The sequence below is a fragment of the Sandaracinaceae bacterium genome (assembly GCA_016706685.1).
Classification (GTDB): Bacteria; Myxococcota_A; Polyangia; order Polyangiales; family Houyiibacteriaceae; genus JADJJE01.
The window spans coordinates 18,433-34,401 of the sequence record JADJJE010000025.1; the positions used below are offsets into that span (position 1 = coordinate 18,433).

17 protein-coding genes are annotated in these 15,969 nt (G+C 70.1%); 5 read left to right on the forward strand and 12 right to left on the reverse strand.

All coding sequences use genetic code 11. The annotated features are described in order from the left end of the window. Positions 1 to 16: 16 nt before the first annotated feature. The 6 genes from IPI43_25120 to IPI43_25145 are packed head-to-tail and all read right to left on the reverse strand — an operon-like array spanning position 17 to position 5,313. Positions 17 to 799 (reverse strand): alpha/beta fold hydrolase, encoded by a 783-nt coding sequence (locus tag IPI43_25120; GenBank protein MBK7777366.1) that lies wholly within the window; start codon positions 797 to 799, stop codon positions 17 to 19. A gap of 13 nt (positions 800 to 812) precedes the next feature. Next, a complete protein-coding gene (locus tag IPI43_25125; GenBank protein ID MBK7777367.1) occupies positions 813 to 1,607 on the reverse strand; it encodes an alpha/beta hydrolase in 795 nt (264 codons plus the stop codon). Continuing rightward, a complete protein-coding gene (locus tag IPI43_25130) occupies positions 1,607 to 2,386 on the reverse strand; it encodes an acyltransferase family protein (GenBank protein MBK7777368.1) in 780 nt (259 codons plus the stop codon). Before IPI43_25130 ends, IPI43_25125 begins: the two co-directional genes overlap by 1 nt. Beyond that, the gene (locus IPI43_25135; protein MBK7777369.1) at positions 2,383 to 3,513 is read right to left on the reverse strand and encodes an NAD(P)/FAD-dependent oxidoreductase; all 1,131 of its coding nucleotides are present in this window, start codon (positions 3,511 to 3,513) and stop codon (positions 2,383 to 2,385) included. Before IPI43_25135 ends, IPI43_25130 begins: the two co-directional genes overlap by 4 nt. 5 nt (positions 3,514 to 3,518) lie before the next feature. Then, positions 3,519 to 4,238: a methyltransferase domain-containing protein gene (locus IPI43_25140; GenBank protein MBK7777370.1), complete on the reverse strand. Its 720-nt coding sequence runs from the start codon at positions 4,236 to 4,238 to the stop codon at positions 3,519 to 3,521. Positions 4,239 to 4,242: 4 nt separating this feature from the next. Continuing rightward, positions 4,243 to 5,313, reverse strand: coding sequence for a type III polyketide synthase (locus IPI43_25145; protein ID MBK7777371.1), 1,071 nt, complete (start codon positions 5,311 to 5,313; stop codon positions 4,243 to 4,245). 162 nt (positions 5,314 to 5,475) lie between these two features. Between IPI43_25145 and IPI43_25150 the strand changes: the two genes are divergently transcribed. Both IPI43_25150 and IPI43_25155 read left to right on the forward strand, forming a co-directional pair. Beyond that, the gene (locus IPI43_25150) at positions 5,476 to 6,870 is read left to right on the forward strand and encodes a hypothetical protein (protein ID MBK7777372.1); all 1,395 of its coding nucleotides are present in this window, start codon (positions 5,476 to 5,478) and stop codon (positions 6,868 to 6,870) included. Between the two features lie 52 nt (positions 6,871 to 6,922). Beyond that, positions 6,923 to 7,450, forward strand: coding sequence for a hypothetical protein (locus tag IPI43_25155; GenBank protein ID MBK7777373.1), 528 nt, complete (start codon positions 6,923 to 6,925; stop codon positions 7,448 to 7,450). A 12-nt stretch (positions 7,451 to 7,462) separates the two neighbouring features. Here the strand turns inward: IPI43_25155 and IPI43_25160 are convergent, their stop codons facing one another. After that, entirely contained in the window at positions 7,463 to 8,389 is a 927-nt protein-coding gene (locus IPI43_25160; protein MBK7777374.1) for a YegS/Rv2252/BmrU family lipid kinase, read from the reverse strand. A gap of 198 nt (positions 8,390 to 8,587) precedes the next feature. On the opposite strand from IPI43_25160, the gene IPI43_25165 reads away from it, so the two are divergent. Further along, positions 8,588 to 9,226 (forward strand): hypothetical protein, encoded by a 639-nt coding sequence (locus IPI43_25165; protein MBK7777375.1) that lies wholly within the window; start codon positions 8,588 to 8,590, stop codon positions 9,224 to 9,226. A gap of 18 nt (positions 9,227 to 9,244) precedes the next feature. Here the strand turns inward: IPI43_25165 and IPI43_25170 are convergent, their stop codons facing one another. Genes IPI43_25170 through IPI43_25180 form a run of 3 tightly spaced genes read right to left on the reverse strand, consistent with a single transcriptional unit; the run spans position 9,245 to position 12,002 of the window. Continuing rightward, positions 9,245 to 10,696 (reverse strand): ATP-dependent DNA ligase, encoded by a 1,452-nt coding sequence (locus tag IPI43_25170; GenBank protein ID MBK7777376.1) that lies wholly within the window; start codon positions 10,694 to 10,696, stop codon positions 9,245 to 9,247. Next, complete coding sequence (locus IPI43_25175) at positions 10,693 to 11,397, reverse strand: hypothetical protein (GenBank protein MBK7777377.1); 705 nt, start codon at positions 11,395 to 11,397, stop codon at positions 10,693 to 10,695. Before IPI43_25175 ends, IPI43_25170 begins: the two co-directional genes overlap by 4 nt. Beyond that, positions 11,397 to 12,002, reverse strand: a complete 606-nt coding sequence (locus IPI43_25180; GenBank protein ID MBK7777378.1) for a hypothetical protein — start codon at positions 12,000 to 12,002, stop codon at positions 11,397 to 11,399. Before IPI43_25180 ends, IPI43_25175 begins: the two co-directional genes overlap by 1 nt. A gap of 110 nt (positions 12,003 to 12,112) precedes the next feature. Here IPI43_25180 and IPI43_25185 point away from each other — a divergent pair, with 110 nt between their 5' ends. After that, positions 12,113 to 13,180, forward strand: coding sequence for a hypothetical protein (locus IPI43_25185; GenBank protein ID MBK7777379.1), 1,068 nt, complete (start codon positions 12,113 to 12,115; stop codon positions 13,178 to 13,180). Positions 13,181 to 13,215: 35 nt separating this feature from the next. Then, positions 13,216 to 14,076, forward strand: coding sequence for a hypothetical protein (locus tag IPI43_25190; protein MBK7777380.1), 861 nt, complete (start codon positions 13,216 to 13,218; stop codon positions 14,074 to 14,076). 7 nt (positions 14,077 to 14,083) lie between these two features. On the opposite strand, the gene IPI43_25195 is transcribed toward IPI43_25190, so the two are convergent. Together IPI43_25195 and IPI43_25200 are read right to left on the reverse strand one after the other, a co-directional pair. Beyond that, on the reverse strand, positions 14,084 to 15,382 hold the full coding sequence (locus IPI43_25195; protein MBK7777381.1) for a hypothetical protein: 1,299 nt from the start codon (positions 15,380 to 15,382) through the stop codon (positions 14,084 to 14,086). Between the two features lie 46 nt (positions 15,383 to 15,428). After that, a complete protein-coding gene (locus tag IPI43_25200; GenBank protein ID MBK7777382.1) occupies positions 15,429 to 15,941 on the reverse strand; it encodes a hypothetical protein in 513 nt (170 codons plus the stop codon). Between the last annotated feature and the right edge of the window lie 28 nt (positions 15,942 to 15,969).

Sequence of the window (15,969 nt, forward strand, 5' to 3'; positions counted from 1 at the left end):
CACCCTGTCCGTGCTCCTACGCCAGCTCCGCCAGGAACGCGATCACGAGGCGCGTAAACTCCGCCTCGGCCTCGAGATTGGAGAGGTGGCCTGCTCCGGCGAGCACGTGCAGGGTGGCTCCCGGAATGTGGTCTGCCAGCACCTGCAGCAGCGCGGGCGGCGTGACCACGTCGTCGGCGCCCGCGATCAGCAGCGTGGGCACCGCGATGTCCCGCAAGCTGGCGGTGTGATCGCTGCGCGTGGCGATGGCCACCAGGCTCGCCGCCACACCGCCTTCGGTGGCACCGCTCGCGAGCGACAACAGCTGCTTCGACAGCGCGGGCAGCGTGGCCTGCGTGTGGGGTGAGAGCTGCTTTGCGATCTGCGCCGCAACGAACGCCGCGGCACCACCACGCCGCAGCACGCGCAGGCCCTCCGCGCGCCCGAGCTTCGCGGTGTCCGAGTCCGCCCCCGCTTGGGTGTTGGCGAGGATCAGCCCACGCACGCGCTCGGGAGCACGCGCCACCGCGCGCAGCGCCACGTAGCCGCCCATCGAGAGGCCCGCGAGCACACACGTCTCGATCTCGAGGTGGTCCAGCAGCGCGAGCCAGTCGTCCACCACGTGCTCCAGCATGTAGGCGGTGCCGTCCTGGCTCCGGGTGCCCGCGCCCTGCACGTCGAACGCGATGAAGCGTGCGTGCCCCTTCAGCCCCTCCCGCTGCGCCTCCCACATGCCCGAGTGGTAGGGAAAGGCGTGCAGAAAGACGACCGGCACGGCCTGCGCGTCGCCGTCGTCGATGAACGAGAATGAAAGTGTCATGGGTTGGATTGTCTCACTCATTGAGGAAAGCGAGCACGTGCTCTGCCGTGCGGATTGGCGACTCCGCCGAGAGGTCGTGACCGGCCTCGGCGATCACCGCTCTTCGGACGTTGGGGATGGTGGTCAGCAGCTCCGCCTGGGAGGCGCCGGTCGGCAACGGATCACGCGCGCCCACGAGCACCAGCGTTGGCGCGGCGATGCGCGCCAGCGAGCTGCGCGCATCGTGACGGGCCGCCGCCACCAGCATGCGCGCGATGTTGGCGCGCGTGGTGGGACGCACGCGCGCGAGCGTTCGGATGCGGTCCACCTCGTCGGGATGCTCCGCCCGGAAGGCGTGAGACAGCACCCGCGTCGCGAGGCAGGCATCCACGTCCGTGGCGTTCTTGGTGAGGCACAGCGCGAGCGAGAGCGCGCGGCCGAGCGCCTGGTAGCGAAACTCGAGGCCGTACGGGACCGTCGAGGCGAGCACCAGCTTGTCCACGCGCGCCGCCTCGTCGATGGCGAGCCACTGCGCGGCCATGCCACCCATGGAGATCCCGTAGACATGGCAGCGCGGGACGTCCAGGTGGTCCAGCAGCGCTCGCGCGTCGGCCGCGCACCGACGCGTTGTCCACGCCCAGGGTGCGTCACTCGAGTCGCCGGCGCCGCGAGGGTCGAAGGTGATCACGCGCAGACTCTGAGACAGGATCGCGGCGAACGCGTCCCAAGAGACCAGCGACCCCCCGAGCGGGCTGAAGAGGAGAATCGAGGGACCACTCCCCCGCACCTGGTAGGCGAGCCGCGCGCCGTCGGAGAGGAGCAGGTCCATCAGGCTCCTGCAGCGAGGGCGTCGAGCGTGGTCTGCATGCGCGCGCGAACGTGCTCACGCACCGCCGTCGCGTCATCGTCGGCTCCCACACGGATCGGAGGGAGCACCCGCAGCCGGATCGGAAAGGGCAGTGGCAAGTAGGGCGTCCACGGACCCACCGCGAGGCCCCAGGGGAGGGCCAGCGCCAGCGGAAAGCGCTCGAGTCGCCCCCAGCGCGCCAGCTGGAGGCGGCGTGCGATGGCGCGACCATCGTTGAAGATGTAGGCGGAGCGATGGGCGCCGTGCACCACGATGGGCACGATGGGAACGCCCGCCTCGCGCGCCACGCGCACGAACCCGGTGCGCTCGCCCAGCACGATGCGGTCACGCTCGCGGCTGTGCCGGTACGCCTCGAGGTCGCCGCCCGGGTAGACCAGCACCTGGCCTCCCTGCGCGAGCGCCCGCAGCGCGTTCGACGGACACGCTCGCAGCGCGCCGAAGCGCTGTAGGAGGCGACCCGCTTGGGGCACGTGGCGCATCACGAAGTCGTGGGCCAGCGCGTAGAGCGGCGCATCGGCACCGCGCACGTGCAGCAGCGTGCCCAGCGTGCACAGGAGGTCCGGACCGGTGATGCCACCGTTGTGATTCGACACGTAGAGCGCCGGGCCGCTCGGGACGTGCTCGAGGCCGTCGCGCCGGAGCTGCAGGTAGCTGCGGTTGAAGCGCTCGACCGCGGGGAGCGCGCTGCGAATGAGCCCGGGGTCCCGCAGATCCAGGCGGTCGGGGTCGAACGGCGTCATGCGCTCGCCTCGAGCATGCCGTTGCGCCGCAGGGCCGAGGCTGGGATGCGGGTGCGGAACGCTACGGACGAGATGATCGCGGGGAACCGGCGGGCCAGGAGCGCGAGGCCACGCTGCGTGGGGGAACGAACGAGCGCCTGCGAAAGGGCGGTGGCCAGCATCACCTGCGGCCCGACGTCGCGTGCGAGCCGCTGCTGGAACGCGGTGGCGCTACCCCCCGCCAAGAAAGTCTCGGCGGCGAGCCGCGCGCTGTGCAGCGCGATGGCGATGCCGTCTCCCGCGAAGGAGGGGATCACGGCCGCTTGGTCGCCGAGCTGGAACACACCATCCGAGTACCGCTGGACGTATCCGTAGGGAATCGACGAGAGCGCCAGTGGCTTCTCCCAGCACGCCTCCGCGTACTCGAGGCGCCGGCGGAGGTGCGGTGACTCGGCGAGCATGGTGGTGAGGAGCCTCTCGAAGCGGTAGCCGAGGCTCTCGAAGCGGCTGCGTCGGACCACCAGACAGAGGTTGGCGTACCCGTGCTCGATGGGCTGCAACCCCGCGTAGCCGCCGTCGAAGAGCACGAGCTCCACGTGCCGCTCGATGGCGCACGTCTGCGCCTTGGCCAACACGTAGTGCATCTTGAACGCGACGAGGTCGTTCTGCAGCCCGCCCGTGCGAGCGTGGCCGCGCAGATCATGCTTCCCGGTGGCGAGGAACGCGGCTTGGCTCTCGAGATGGGTCGCGTCCGCCAGGCGCGCGGTGAAGCCGGACGTCGTGGGGCCCAAGGCGTTGACGCGGCGCCCACGGAGCACCTGCACCCCTTCCTCCGTTGCGCGCGCCAGCATCGCTTCGTCCAGTAACCGGCGGGAGAGGCTGCGCGCCTCGAAGGGCAGCGCGATCTCCGCTTGGACGCTCCGCTCGATGAACCGCACCGCGGTGATGGGCACCGCCCCGAGGGCATCGAGGTCCACGCCGCAGGCCGCGAGATAGTGCACGGCTTCGTGGGAGAGGAACTCCCCGCACACCTTGTCGACCGGCTGCTTCTCGCGCTCGACCAGCACCACATCGCGCCCCGCGCGAGCGAGCTGGATCGCCACGTGGGAGCCCGCAGGCCCCGCGCCCACCACCAGCGCGTCGAGCATCGGTGTCATCGATACCTCGCGAGCGTGAGCCGGAACGGCACCTGCCAGGCAATCTTCACGGCCCCGCTGGGCACGCCGGCTTCGAGCAGAAAGCGCTCCCAGTCAGCACGCGAGAAGGCCCGCGCGATGGACACGGGGCCGTCGTGCTGGACGAAGCGGTGATACCCCGCGAGGTCCGACCACAAGCGGAAGAACGCGTAGGGCACGCGGTGACGGTGCAGGTCGTTCACGAACCACCCGACCCGCGCGCAGTCCTCCATGAACACCAGAAAGCGCACGAGCGCGCCATCCGAGAGGTGGTGGGTGAAGAGCGAGCTCAAGATGACGTCGACGTCGGCCTCTCGCGCGTACTCGAACGCGTCGGCCGTGACCCAGCGGATGTCCAGTGCCGGGTCCGTGGCCTCGACGGCGGCGCGGCGCGACCAGGGGTTCATGTCCACCCCCGTGAGCTCCACGGGGATGCCTCGCTTCCGCGCCCACTTCGCGACCTGCCGCAGCATGTCGCCGTAGCCGCTGCCCACGTCCAAGATGCGAAGCCGCCTGCCGCTCGGCCGCTGGTTCACCGTGAGCGCGTCGAGGTAGGCGATGGTGGGCCGGTACGCGAGCGTGAGGCGATTGACCGCAGCCAGGTCCACCAGGCAAGCGCGGAAGTCCTCGAACGACACCGCCTCGGTGTCCATCAGCTCGTCGACGGTGGAGCGTTGCGCGAAGTCTTGGGCGGTCATTGGTTCAAACCTTGTGGAACAACATGGTCTCGGCGCAGAGGCCCGGCCCGAACGCCAGGGCGCACCCGCGCTCTCCGCGGCTGGCGTCCAGCATCACGGAGTCGAGCACGAACGAGAGCGTGGCCGAGGACATGTTCCCGTACTGCTGGAGCACGTCCCGGGAGGTCGCGAGCGCCAGAGCGTCGAGGCCGAGGCCGCGCTCGACGCCTTCGAGCACCGAGCGGCCGCCAGGATGCACGGCCCAACGCTCGATGTCGCTCGGTGGACTTCCACCCAGGATCGAGAAGGCCTCCGAGTCGAGCGCGCCCGCGATGGCGTTGGGGACTCGACCCGAGAGGTGCATCTCGAAGCCGGCGTCGCCTATGTGCCACGTGATCAGGTCTTCGGTGTTCTGGATGGTGGTCGCGTAGAAGCTGTCCATGGCGAGCCCCACGGGGTCGCTGCTCACCAGGGTGGCGGCGCACCCGTCGCTGAACAGCAGGAAGGACAGCATGGTCTCGAGGTCCACCGCGGCCTGCAGGTGCAGGGTGCAGAGCTCGAGGTTCACGATCAGCACTCGTGAGCGAGGCTCCGAGAGGACCACGTGCCGCGCGAGCTTCAGCGCGTTCACGCCCGCCGAACAGCCCATGAAACCCACGATGGTGCGCTCGACCGACTTGCGGAGCCCGAGCTGCCGCACGATGGCGTGATCCAGCCCCGGCGCATAGAAGCCGGTGCACGACGTGATGATCAGGTGCGTCACCCAAGCGATCTCGCCGCCCAGCGCCAGCTTCTCGAGGGCCGTCGCGGCCAGCTCGGGGGCGTGCCGCTCGTACAGCTTCATGCGCTCGGCCGTGCTCGGGAAGGCGCCACGCTCGTACAGGCCTCGGTCATCGAGCGAGGTCGCGTGGGGCTCCTCGTTCGCGCGAAGGACGGAGTACCGATGGTCGATGTGAGCGCGGTTGGCCATCCGGTCGAAGACCGCGCGGTCGGACGGATTCTCGAGCGACTCGCGAGCGAAGCGCACGAACGCCTCGTGGATGTCGTGTTCGGGCACTGACGTGGCAATGCGATTGATGTATGCGGCGGTCGTCATCGGCTTCCTACGCGGCCAATGCAACACGGAGGCCAGACCGGTTGGCGCTTGCCCGTGGGCGCGCTTCTCCTCGGGGCCACGTCGCAGACAGGCGCACGAGCCCCGATAGAGTGGTCTTCGGGGGGTCACGCTGCATCACTCTGATGGGGTACCGTCCACGGGATGACGGACTCGCTCCGACCCGGTCAGCCTGCCGCGGACCTCCGCTGGACGTGGACATCGCCCCTGGGGCCGCGAACGTACGAGCACACCCTCACGCTCGACGCAGCAGGGGTCACACTCGTGTCGGGTCTGTCCACACCGAGTGAAGTGAGCTGGTCGCTGGTGGCGGCCTTCAGGGAGCCGCACCTCATCTCCGGCCTCCCGCCGGAGGTTCGATTTGCGCTGGTGGAGGCGTTGGCAGCTCGCATCCCATCGAGTCACCTCGATACCTCCCGAGACCTGACGCGCTTGGCCTTTTGGGAGCACTACGAACGCCGCCGCGTGCAGTCCGAGACGTTCGCATTCGTCATCCCGCAGCAGGACCGCGAGCCGGTGGGCCACTCGTTCCGCCTCGACGGGCTCGGGCTACACGTCCCCGCCAGCATGCATGCGCCGGCCGCCCACTACCTGCCGGACGACGTCTTCGTGCACGGTCCACCGCTTCCGGCCGTGCCTCGTCAAGCGCGCTCCACGCTGCGCAACCGGCTGTTCCATGCGCTTCGAAGAGGTCACGCACTGCGCCCCGAGCACAGCTTTCCAGACTTGGACCACACCCTCTTGGCCCCGCAGCTCTGGGTGTGGGACACTCGCTCGGACGGGGAGAAGAGCGTGCAGCTGTCGCCCGGATTGGTCTTGGCCGGCCATCAGTACGGGCACGACATGGGCTTCACCGAGTACGCGCCCGAGCGTGTCTGGAGCGGTGCGCCGAGCGTGGACCTGGGGGCCCCTGACGCGGTCGAGCGCGAGCTGCGGGTCGCGCTGACTGCGGCACTCGTGCCCCCATGCGAGCCGCCCATCGCAGCCGGGAAGGAGCCGCCGCCTGCGTTCTTCGCGTTGCGACGGCGGGTGGTCGACCGGGCTCCGTGGAGCTGCTCCCGCGTGCTCGTGTTCGACGACTTTTCCTCCATCGAGTGGCGCCGGGAGTGGGGAGAGCGCGCGGCGCTCGGGCTGTACGCCTCGCTGCGTCCCGATGCCGAGCTGCCTCGCGCGGGGCTCCAGATCGACCGGTTCCTGCACCAACACTGCTACAACTTCCAAGACGACAGCGCTTGGCTCGCGTCGGACGGCACGGGGGTGCTGCTCGCGAGGTACTGCTTCGGCGCCGTGTCGGGAGACGGCGTGAACGATGTCTTCCACGTACTTCCGGTGGGTCACCGACGCGTGGTCTTCGAGATCTGCACCGACAGCTCCCAGGACACGCTGGAGGTGACCCTCTCTGCAGACCACATGACGGATCTCGAGGGGCTCAGCGACGAGGTGGAGGCGTACTTTCGGTGCTTCGATCTCGGCCCAGCCATGCGTCGCGCCATGGGGACCCGGCAGTTTTTCATCGACCACCTCAGCGTGACGCTGTAGCGCTCGGTGGCTGCTCTTCCCTTTCTCGCTGCGCATGGGCAGGCTCATCGGCATGACCACGAAGGCGCTGCGCTTCGCTCCCTACCTGTTGGCCACCCCGCGAACGCTGATGACCGAGCTGCGGGCGCTCGGGTTCGAGCGGCACTTCATGGGGCAGCGCTTCTTTCGGGAGTCGGATGCCGCACGGCTCTGCGAGGCGCTCTGGGGGCGCGCACCGTCTCGGTTTCCCACGCCCACGCAGCGCGGGTCCGCGACCTTGGACGGCTACGCCTCGGAGTTCGACGACCTGGGCGGGTCCATGGGCACGTCCTGGGCGTACGACTTCTGGGATGCGGAGACCGATGCGTGGGGTGACATGCCCACCCGCTGCGGCCTGCAGCTCATCCACCTCAGCTTCTGGGAGGAGCCCGTCATCGGCCGCGACGGCTCTGGTTCGGGCTCGAGAGCCGTTCGCCTCTTCGACCACGACGCGGACTTCCTCATCGTGTTCTCGGTGGAGACCCATCAGCGGCTGGTGTTCACCGCTGGCAAAGGCGCGGCCCGGTACCTGAAAAAGGTGCGGGCCGTCCTCGAGGCGTGAGCCAGACGGGATTCAGGTCTGCGGGATGGGCGCCGCCCCTGCGTCGGGCACGTCAGGGACCAGCACTCGCAGGCTCTTGGGCACGCACACCACCTCGAACGGTGTGGTGCCCACCTGCTCCCCGTCCACCATGACCGGCATGGGCTCGGACGTCTGCACGCGGACGCGCGAGGTTCGAAAGTGCGCCACGTTGTCGCGGTCGGCCGGCAGCCCCGCGAGCGCGCGCGTGACCAGGTGCATGCCCGTGAGCAGCGTGTCGGCGAGCCCCGCCACCGCCACCAGCGTGACGGCCAACTGCCCATCATCGGCCTGCGGCTCGCCCGGCCCGCGTGCCAGGAACGTCGTCGCGGGCGCGAGGTTCGCCACGGTCACGGCGCTGGCCTCGCAGCGAATGGCGGCGTCGTCCGTGCCGAGGAAGATCTCGAACGGCGCGCTCGTGGCCCCGAGCGTGAGCCCCGTGAACGCGTAGGCCAGCTTGCCGAAGATCGCCTTGGCCTCGTCGCTGGTCTCCGTGATGGCGTTGGCGTGCAGGCCCACGCACGCCATCAGCACCATGGTGCGGCCGGCCGCCGTGGCGGTGTCGATGGTGCGTGTGTGGCCCGCGACGATGACGGCGCACGCCTGGTCGCGCCCCACGGGGATGCCCAGGCTCTTCGCGATGGAGTTGCCCGTGCCGCGCGGGATGACGCCCAGCGTCACCTCGTCGCGACCCACCAGGACCGACGCCGCGGCCGAGACGGTCCCGTCGCCGCCCGAGGCCACCAGCACGTCCACGCCGCTCGCGAGCGCCGCCTCGGCAAGCGACACGGGGTCCCGCTCCGCCGAGACCTCGTGCGTGGTCACCGTGAAGTGGGGTGCGAACAGCGCGACGATCGCGTCCAGCTCCTCATTCGCTTGGCTTCCGGCGCCGGGATTGTGGATGATCGCGAGTCGCTGCATGGACGGCGAGTGTAGGCCCTGCACGACCCGCGCGCTCTGACCGCGTCACCCCCACTGGAACGACACGTGAATCATTCCCCGAGACGGTTGGTGATGTTCGCTGCTCTGGCTTCCCTCTCGGCAAGCGGGTGCTCGGCGGACTGGCACCCTTTCAACGAGTGCCACCCAGGCGAGGCGCGCTGCGACGGGGAGGTGGCTGTGAACTGTCAGATCGAGTCGGGCAACCCCTTCATGGAACGCTACGTCCTCGTGCAGCACACCTGCGCGGCGCCCGAGCACTGCGGTCGAGTCGGGGCTGAACGGCGCTGCCTGGTCCATCCTGAGCCGTGCTCGCCGGGCGCGCCGCGCCGCTGCGCAGAGAACGCGGTGGTCACCTGCGCGAGCCTCATCCCTGGTGTCCCCACACTGGCGTACGAGGTGGTGGTCGACCGCTGCGCCTCCGGCAACATCTGCGCAGAGGGGGACTGTGTCGGGCCGTTCGATGAAGCGTGCGACCCCGCCACCTTCGCGCTGGCCTGCCGAGATGGGCGCCCCGTGCGCTGCGCCGCGCTCGAGGGCGTCCGCGCGGGTCAGCATCGCGTGGTCTACGCCGAGGGGCCGTGCGTCAACGGCAACCGCTGCATCGAGACCTCGGACTTCGTGGCCTGCGGCGTGTCCGACGTGCCGTGCGACGCGAACACCTTCCGCACCCGCTGTGAGGGAGGCGCGGTGGTGAGGTGTGCTGCCGCCTATCCCCGTGCAGGCCGCGGCTGGACCGGGGTGGAGCAAGCACAGCCTTGTCCACACGGGTGCGCCCAGGGCGCGAACGGCGGCGACTGCGTGACCACGGCGCAGTGAGGACCCGGGGCTCCGTTCCTAGGGCGCTTCCACCCGCGTCCAGCCGCGCTTGATGTTGTCCGCCAGCATCTGCTCGGCGATGGCGTCCGCCTGTTCGCGCGTGTTGGCCAGGCGCACCTCGCGCTGCAGCGGGTCCTTGCGGCCCGAGCTGTAGTCGGTGAAGTGCACTACGTAAGCGGGGTAGCTCGCGTCCAGGCTGTCCTTGTGGGTCTGCAACAGCAACAGCTTCCGCACGCCGTGCTTGTCGCCCTTGTGCTGGATGTAGACCTCGCGGCGCAGGACCTCGCTGCGCGGCAACTGCACGCTCTCCACCTCGGCGTCCAGCGCGTCCACGTGGCAGCGCTCCAGCACCTGCGAGGCGCGCACATCCGTGGGGTTCACGCTCTTGTCGTCGCGCACACGCTCCAGCACGGGGTGCAAAATGCTCACGCCCTCCATGGGGCGGCGCGCTTCGTAGCCACGCTCGGTGCTGTAGGCCAGCACCATGCGCTCTACCGGGCGCTCGCTCGAGTCCGCGCTCTGCAGGTCCGTGAGGCGCACCTCGATGACCAGCTCCGGCCGCACGAAGCGGAAGAGCGCGCCCGAGCTGCTGGCGTAGCGGTAGTTGGAGCTCACCACCGTGCTGGCCAGGCGCGTGTACAGCACCCGGCGCTGCTCCTCCTCGCCCAGGTTTCCACACGAGCCGATCAGCTGCAGCTGCCCGTTCTCGCGCATGAGCGCCAGCAACAGCGAGCGCGCCTGCTCGGGAGCGTCGGCACGCACGGTGAAGCCAATCACGGCGGCGTCCAGCGTCACGTAGGGCTTCAGCTTGAAGATGCGCCCGTCGGTGGGCCGCAAGATGATGCCCTCGCCCTTGCCCTCGGCGGCCCACTCGCCAAACAGGCGCAGCGCGTTCTCGCGGTCGTTCACGATCTCGGTCTTGATGGCCGCCGTGCGCTTGCCACCTTCCAGCCACTCGCGCAGCAGGCGCAGGCGCTCCTCGTACGGCATGCCGTAGGCGTCGGCGCCATCCGTCTGCAGCACGTCGAAGGCCGCGAAGCCGAGCCGCTCGGGGGCGTTGTCCGACACGGCCGCGGCCACGTCGCCCACGCGCGGCCGCCCCGCCTTGCGCGCCGCGAACAGCTCACCGGCCAGCACCACGCTGCCCGTGGCGCGCTTGCCCAGGGTCTCGCGCGCCTCCACCAGCAGCGGCAGGTCGCCGAACATCACGCGGCCCCGTGGGTTCACCAGCGCGAGCTCACCGTCCCGCAGCACCAAGAACCACAGCTCGCCGTCGATCTTGGGCGAGGCAAACAGCGGCCCACTGGGGATGAGCTCGGGCTCGTCCGGCGTGAGGCTGCGGTAGCGGCTGGCGATGTTGCGCTTGTAGCCGCTCACCAGCGCGCGCAGGTCTTCATCCAACAGAGCGCCGAGGCCCGTCCGTTGGCCCGCGCCCAGCGAAGACGCCGTGTCCGTGCTGTAGAGGCTCACGCGCCGGCTCCTTCTGGGAGCTTCAGCTCCATGTTGGAGAGATGCAACAGCAGCTGGTAGGCGTCGCCCTGCACGCGCCCCTCGAGGAACGCCCGGTACGGTGAGCCATTGGTCTGGAACACCAGCGGGGCCATGCCCTTTGGCCCGGTTCCCAACAGCACCACGCTGTCTTTGCCGTCCAGCTCGCGCGCCATGTCGAACAGGTAGTCGAACGTCAGGCCGTCGCTGTGGATGAGCTGGATGGTGCGGCGGAACACGAAGCGGCGCACCACGTCGGCGCGCGTGAAGAGGCGCCCGGTGTAGCGCACGGGCTCCTCCACGTTGGTGTTGGGCGTCACGTCGGCCGGCGCGCGGCGCTCACGCTCGCTGCCATCGGGCGCGTAGACCACCTCCAGCACCTCGGGGGCGGCGTACAGCACCTCACCACCCGCGGTCAGGTACACCAGCTGCGTGTTGCCGATGCGCCGGCCCACACGCTCGAGGTCCACCTCCGGGTCGCCGTCCACGAGCGCCTGGTAGTAGTCCTCGCCCAGCGAGGCCACCAACGACTCGTGCAGGCCCGCTTCGGTGGTGGCCAGGTAGCGCTGGAAGCGCACACGCTTGCCCGGCACACCCAGCGGCGGGGAAGCCGGGGTAGGGAGGTTGCCGTACTGAACGGTCGCGTCGCGGCCGGCGGCGTTGGTGAGGTGAATGGGTCGCATCAGAACATCTCGAAGTCGAGGTCGTCGTCGTCCGCTTCGTCGTCGGCGATGGCGGGGCTGACTTGAGCCAGCGTCAGCCAAGAAGGCGCCACGGCTTGGCCGCTCAGGGCGAAGAGCGCGCCATCGGGGTTGCTCACCAGGTAGGCGAAGTCCTCGCGAAAGTCGGCGCGCGGGTTGAACGCAAAGCGGTAGATGGCGCCGGCGCGCAGCGACTCGGCCAGGGCCGGGTCCAGCTCCACGGGCGTGAGCGCGTAGACCGCCGAGATGGCTTGGTCCAGCAGCTCGGTCGCCGCGATCGGGCCCTCGAGGGGGCGCTCTTCCCCGAGCGAAGCGGGCACCAAGGGCAGCGCTGCGCCGCTCTCGTCGAGGCCCACCAGGTCCTTCGTGGGGACCCACTCGCCGCCCTCGTCGAAGTAGCCCTGGGCCGTCATCCCCGCGCGAATGAGCAGGGCACCGTCCTCGGTGAGCGAGGCGCGCGTGCACGGCTGGCCGCTCGGGTCGAGCGCCGTGCGCTTGCGGTAGCCATAGAGCTTGCGGCGCTCGAGGCGCGTGGGCTCGAGGCTGGTGAGTTGCCCCTCGTGGCGGAGCAGAATGGGCTTGGCCATGCGGCAGAGGGTAGCGCACACGAGGCGCTGGCCGCGAGCCATCCGCGAGCGTACCCTCGCGCTCGATGCGACCGATACGTTCATTCCTGGCTACAACGCTCCTCGCCCTCGTGGCGTGCTCCGACTCGCAGAGCCCGCCCGCCCCCGAAGAGATCTACGCCGAGATGCTGGTGAACGGCGCCATGCAGTACCGCGGCGTGTTCCCGCCCGAGGTGGTGGGCAGCGGCGGCCGCATCAACTACCGCTGGGACCCGGAGACCCCCAACGGCCCGCGCTGCATCGGCACGAGTGACCCGGAGACGCGGGTGTTCGAGGTCATCACGCGCGAGCGCGACAGCGACGACCTGATCATCTACCTGCAGGGTGGCGGCCTCTGCGCGGACTCCACGGCGGGCGCGTGCGAGCGCGAGGGGATCCCGTTTCTCCCTTCGGGCATACTCTCGGGCGCCATCGACCAGCCCTTCCGCGACTTCGACCTGGCCTACGTCCCGTACTGCGACGGAAGCCTGTTCCTGGGCGACGTGACCCAGACGCTCGACGGCGAGGAGTACGTCCAGCGGGGCCGCCAGAACATCACGGCGGCGCTCGACGCCATCGCCACGCGCTTCCCCAACCCGCCCCGCATCGCGCTGGTGGGCGTGAGCGCAGGCGGCTTCGCCACGCTCTTCGCGGCGCCCATGGTGCGGCTCTACTTCCCGGACGCCGAGGTGCTCGTGGTCAACGACTCGGGCATCGGCATCACGCGCGGCGAGCGCGAGCCGGAGTTCGTGGACGAGCTTCTCGTGTCACTGGGTGCCTCACAGTTCGTCCCAGACAGCTGCGAGCAGTGTTTCGTGGGTGGCCACGCCATCCAGTTCGCCGACTGGGTGCTCTCCCGCGACACCTCGCTGCGCATGGCGGTCATCAGCCACACCCGTGACGACACCATCGCAGGCACGTTCCTGGGTGTGCCCATCGACTGGTTCGAGGCGGAGCTGCGGCGTGAGACGGCCATCCTGAGCGAGCGCTATCCCGGCCGCTATCACCGCTACTTGATCGACGGCATGGGCCACACCGCCATCGTGGCGGGCACCATCACGGGCGTGGGAGACAGCACGGCCATCTTCGCGTGGCTGGGCCAGTTCCTGAACCACGACGCAGCCTGGACGGACGTGGAGCAGCCCGGTCTCGTCGACTGAGCCCCTTCTTCGTCGCGCTGCGGTACCCTCCGCACATGGCCCACCGTCACACCTCCCTCGGCTTCTTCGCGCTGTCCGCGCTGAGCCTGCTCTCGGCTGCATGTTCGTCCGAGGCGCCCTCGGCGCCCGTGCCCGCTGCGCCGGTCCCAGCACCCACTGCACCGGTGGTCGCTCCTCCCGCGCCGCCCGTGGCTCCCGTGGCACCGCCCGCTCCCGTGGTGGGCGCCAACGTGCCGGGCACCATCGTGTTGGCCAACTACCGCGGCCTCGGCAACTACTATGTGGGCGTCGTCACCGCCGTGACCGGGTCGCAGCTGAGCGTGCTGTATGCCGATGGCGACACCGAGACGCTCGGGTCGGACGCCGTGCTCCCCGACCGCCTCATGCCGCCGCTCGCCGGGGAGGCCGTGGTCGAAGGCACCTACGTGCCTGTCAACATCGAGCACCGCGTGGGCCACGCCCTCGGTGTCTTGCACACCGACGGACGGCGCTGGTGGACGTCGGTGGCGCTGGTGCGCGTGGCGAGCGCGACCTTGCCTGCGGGCAACTACGTGCCGAGCCCGCCCGCGCCCTTCGGCCAGGTCGGCTCCATCGTCTTGGCGCGCTACAGCGGTGACAGCCACTGGTACGAGGCCGTGGTCGGGCACGTCATCGGGGAGTTGCGCCGCGTGGTCTACGCGGACGGTTCGAGCGAAGACCTGCCCATGACCGCGCTGCGCGACGGAGGCATCGCGGTCGGTGCGCGCATCGAGACACGCGCGCCGCAAGCGCCCGAGTGGCTGCCGGGCACCGTGCTGCTGCGCGCGCAACACGGCGTGCAGGTGGAGCTGGCCAGCGGTGAGCGACGCTGGGCCGCCGTGGGCCTCGTTCGCGTTCCGGCCAGCGCCAACCCCTGAAGCAGGCTCATGGCGCCGTGCGTTGCTGGATGCGGCGCCACAAGAGCACGCTGGACGCGCTGACCTCCACCAAGAACGACAGCCATCCGGCGAGGGCGCGCATGCCGAACCCGAAGATGCCGAGCGCGGCCAGGGCGGGGCTGATCACGGTGGCGTTGATCATCACCACCACCGATGGGTAGCGCGGGTCACCCGTGGCACGCAGGTAGCCCTGTGCCACGAGCGAAGTGCACTCCAGCACGAGCAGCGCCGCGCAGGCCCACAGCACCACCACGATCTCGTCGTCGCCCGGCACCAAGCGGGGCCCGAGGATGGGCGCCAGCACGGCCGCCAGGAGCGCCACGCCGCTGGCCCAGCCCACGCCCACGCGCAGCGCGAACGAGGCTGCCGCGCGCGCCCGCTGGTGCTCGCCCGCGCCGGCCAGCCTCCCGGCCACCAGGCTCACCGCTTCACCCAGCGCGACGGACGGCAGGTTGCCCAGCAGCAAGAGCTGCAGCCCGATCTGATGGGCCGCGGCGGAGGAGTCGCCGGTGCGCGAGATCATGGCCGCGATGCCGGCGAACGCGCCCGTCTCGAGCAGCTTCTGGCTGGCGAAAGGCAGACCGATGGTGAGCAGCGCCTTGGTGTGCGCAGGCGTGGCCTCGCGCAGCCCGAAGCCACGCGGGCGCTGCACGCGGCCCAGCCAGAACACCTGAAGCGCCACGGCCATGACGGTGGTGAAGGCCACGCCGCGCACGCCCCAGTGCAAGAGCTCCACGCTCACCCAGTTGAGCACCAGGTTCAGCACGTTGGCTGCCACGATGGCGCGCAGCGGCGTGGTGGTGTCGCCACGGCCGTAGAACGCCTCGCGCAGCGCCATGAGCGGGAACAGCATGGGGATGGACAGCGTGCGCACCCAGATGTAGTCGCTCGCCGCGGCAGCCGATGCGGCAGTGCTGAGTAGCGCCGGCGTCAGGAACCCGAGGGCCACCAGCAGCACCACCGTGGGCACGATGGCGCGGGCACCGAGGCGCAGACCCGCACCCAGGTATCCCAGGCTCGCTTCACCGCGCCCCTCGGCCTGGGCCATGCAGATCTTGAGGCCCCGCAGCAAGGTCCCGGTGGTGATGATGACCGTGAAGATCAGCGTGCCGGCGAGCCCGACGCCGGCCAGCTCGGCCACCCCCAAGCCCGTGACGAACGCCGTGTCCACGGCAGACATGAGCGCGAAGGAGAAGGCCGACGTGGCCAGCGGCACCGCGGTGCGCACCAGCTCGAGGCGGTCGGGGTGCGCCCGAAAGAAGCGGTGTTGGCTGACCGAAAGCATGATCCAAGACTGGTTCCCTGGGGCACGCGCGCGCTCTCGTCAACGCTCACACCGGCGTACACGGAGCGGCACACACAAGTCGCAGGCCACGCAGCACGCGCTCGTGCTCGTGCTCGGACGACGCATCGGTGCTGTTCGCGCTGCGCGCCACGTGGGCTGCCCAGCGCTCTTCCGGGAACGACGCCACGTAGCGCTCGTCGATCACGAAGAGGTGGTCACGCGCCAGGTCCAGCTGCGCGAGGGGTGCGCCCAGCGCCTCGAAGCAGGGCACGATGCGCGCATCGAACAGCGCCTGCTCCAGCGTCATGGGGCAGGCCTCGAAGGCCCGGTCGAACGCCTCCCACGAGCGCGTGAGCTGTTGCACGCGGGTCAGCGCGAGCGGGTCGGTGGTGCGCACCACGTGGAGCCCGGGTGCCACGTGCGGGTCGTGGTCATCCAGCAGGACCAGGCCGAAGCCGTGTGCGTGCGCCACCCAGAGCTTCCGCGCGTGTTGGAGCACCCCCTCGTCCGGTGCGTCCAGCGGGTCCACCGGCGCTGCGCCCAGGGCCAGCAAGCTCACGCGCACTGCGTTCGCGGTGGCTGGCTCC